At 39.3% G+C, this 2,595-nt stretch carries 3 protein-coding genes; 2 read left to right on the top strand and 1 reads right to left on the bottom strand.

Annotated features, from left to right (window positions below; translation table 11 throughout):
• Both B2R65_RS10545 and B2R65_RS10540 read left to right on the top strand, forming a co-directional pair.
• Positions 1-997, top strand: a 997-nt coding sequence (locus B2R65_RS10545) for a trehalase family glycosidase (RefSeq protein ID WP_286742385.1), incomplete at its 5' end; no start/stop codon positions are given.
• 172 nt (positions 998-1,169) lie between these two features.
• On the top strand, positions 1,170-1,859 hold the full coding sequence (locus tag B2R65_RS10540; RefSeq protein WP_064387111.1) for a response regulator transcription factor: 690 nt from the start codon (positions 1,170-1,172) through the stop codon (positions 1,857-1,859).
• 130 nt (positions 1,860-1,989) lie between these two features.
• Here the strand turns inward: B2R65_RS10540 and B2R65_RS10535 are convergent.
• Positions 1,990-2,595 (bottom strand): CsgG/HfaB family protein (locus B2R65_RS10535; RefSeq protein WP_286742380.1); only part of this gene is annotated, 606 nt, incomplete at its 5' end.

The following is a 2,595-nucleotide window of genomic DNA, read 5'->3' as shown; positions in this document are numbered from 1 at the left end:
TATTTTAGCGCTTATGGTTGAATTGCTATGGCAGCACGAGCACAGTAAAACCAATAATGTAGCATGGCTTGAAAAATGTGTTAATGCGCTTGAAAAAGAGTATGCGTTTTGGATGCAAGGCTCAGAAGAGCTTACTAACGAGAAAACGGCACTAAGGCGAGTGGTAAAAATGCCATGCGGTGGCAAGTTAAATCGTTATTGGGACGATGAAGCAGCCCCTAGGGCAGAATCCCTGAGAGAAGATCTGGCACTCGCAGAGGGCTTAGCAGAGCATAAAAAGCCCGACTTTTATCGACATATACGTGCAGCGTGTGAATCTGGCTGGGACTTTAGTTCTCGCTGGCTAGCTGAGCCTAGTTCACTTAGCTCTATACAAACGACCGATATATTACCCATTGATCTTAATTGTTTGCTTTATAACCTAGAAAAACAGCTTAGTAAGTTTAATAAGCTGCTAGGTAATAGCCAACAAGCCGATTTATTTAGCGACTACGCAGCAGCTCGCCGCACACTGATTAATAAATACATGTGGAGTGAGCAACAACACTTTTTTGTTGATTATAATCATCACAAAGCGAGTCAATCTAAGGTGTTAAGCGCTGCCGCAAGTACTGCATTATTTTTTAACTTAGCGTCTGAACAACAAGCTCAACATATTGCCGAGCGACTAAGCCGCGACTTTTTAAAGGCTGGTGGCATAGTTACTACCGTTACCTCTACATCACAGCAATGGGATAGCCCTAATGGGTGGGCTCCGCTGCAGTGGTTTGCTGTTAAAGGGCTTAACAATTACGGTTTTAGTGATCTTAGTAAACGTATAATGCAAAACTGGCTAACAATGGTAGAAAACGACTTTTCTGTTAATCAGTGCCTACTAGAAAAATACAATGTGTGCGTGCCTCAATTAAAAGCAGGGGGCGGAGAATACGTAGTACAGCAAGGTTTTGGCTGGACTAACGGGGTTACCTCACGCTTTTATACGTTATGTGAGGACTGATCAGAGCAGTATTTTATATGAAAATAATTCATTCATTATCATTAAGTTATTGTAACTATTAACTAAATATAATTGGTGATTGTTTTATGCCGTGTATGAATAATACCAAGGGCGCATTGTAAGTTGTTAATAAATTCGGTAATGTGGTGTAAACATTTCAAGGAAGAAATCTATGCTACAACCACACGCCGTTTTTGTAAAAACCACGTTTCAATCTTCTTTTCACTGTGAAAGCTACACAACTATATTAAAAACCATGCAAGCCATTTTTGGCGATATTAAAATGGACGACGTGATCCCTAAAAACGAGAAAAGGGACAAGTTTGATTTATTTTTAATTGATGGCGCTAAAAATAACTGGTTAGATTTACTGCCTGCCGACTTAATTTGCCTCGCTAAAAAGCATAAAGTTGTCTTATTTAATGTAGAGCCCAATGCCGTGTGCGAAAAAAACCTACTGTTAAATCATTTCAATGGTGTGTTTTATAAATCAGATGCACCAGAAACTATTTTTAAAGGGCTAGTTAGAATAACCGCAGGCGAGTTATGGTTTACGCGAAAGGTTATATCAAAAGCGTTTTCAGATATTCTCTCGGTTGCCTCTTCGTTTAATAGCCTACAAGAAGATATCACCCTAAAAAAAGGGGATTATGCGCACCTTACTAAACGTGAAAAATCGGTTATTCACTTAATTGCTCAAGGGGCGAGCAATAACGCCATTGCCGATAAACTTAATATAAGTGACCACACCGTTAAAACGCATTTGTATAGTGCCTTTAAAAAAACCAATTCTCGTAACCGTGTTGAATTGGCAAATTGGGCTCAGCGTTACATATCGGTTTTATTGCCTATGGCTAAGTAGTTATAGCAATTTTTTAAAACACGATTGTTGTATACACTCATATAAAAAAGGCTACATCATGTAGCCTTTTTTATTTTTAAATTATAGCCTTATACCAATTCGCTTAATCAAGTGTTATTGCGCATTGGTATTACGCTGCTTTTTGTGCCCACAAGCCTCTATCAATTCCTTTTGTAATTAAGTCTGTGAGTGCTTTTTCAATGGCTTGGGTTACACATATGCTCATCGGTTCGTTATCACTAAAGCCGGCTTCAGCTTCGGCTAAGCGTTTGTAGCTTACGTACCTAAAAAATCCTGCACGCATTTCTTGGCTAAGTACTTTTTTGCTGGTGGCTACGCTAAGTAATACTTGGCCGGTGCGAACATCAACTGCGCGTAAATATATAGATATTGCATCTTCACGATATAACTCAGATGCGCCAATACCAAAGTATTCCATTCCTAAACCGCCTGTTTTTACATTGGTATCGTAGCTAATAATACCGCCTTCTAAAATTATTTTAGCGGTTGTTAGGGGCGGTAAATCTGGTTGGTTAGGGTTGTCAGATTGGCCTGCACGAATAATTTTTCGCTCTGTTAAAATATTTTGTAAGCCTTCGCGTTCAACCGGTGTAAACCAATCAGACTCGTGCAGTGCTTGCACTAAAATAGAGTTAGCACCTTGCGTTACTGCAGTTGAAAACGAGCTAACATTAGTTTGCGGTTTGTATTGGCCTGTTTGATCTCTAAACGAATA

Source organism: Pseudoalteromonas sp. UBA2102, assembly GCF_002331165.1.
Taxonomy (GTDB): Bacteria; Pseudomonadota; Gammaproteobacteria; order Enterobacterales; family Alteromonadaceae; genus Pseudoalteromonas; species Pseudoalteromonas atlantica.
This window is presented reverse-complemented; position numbering and strand designations above follow the sequence as displayed.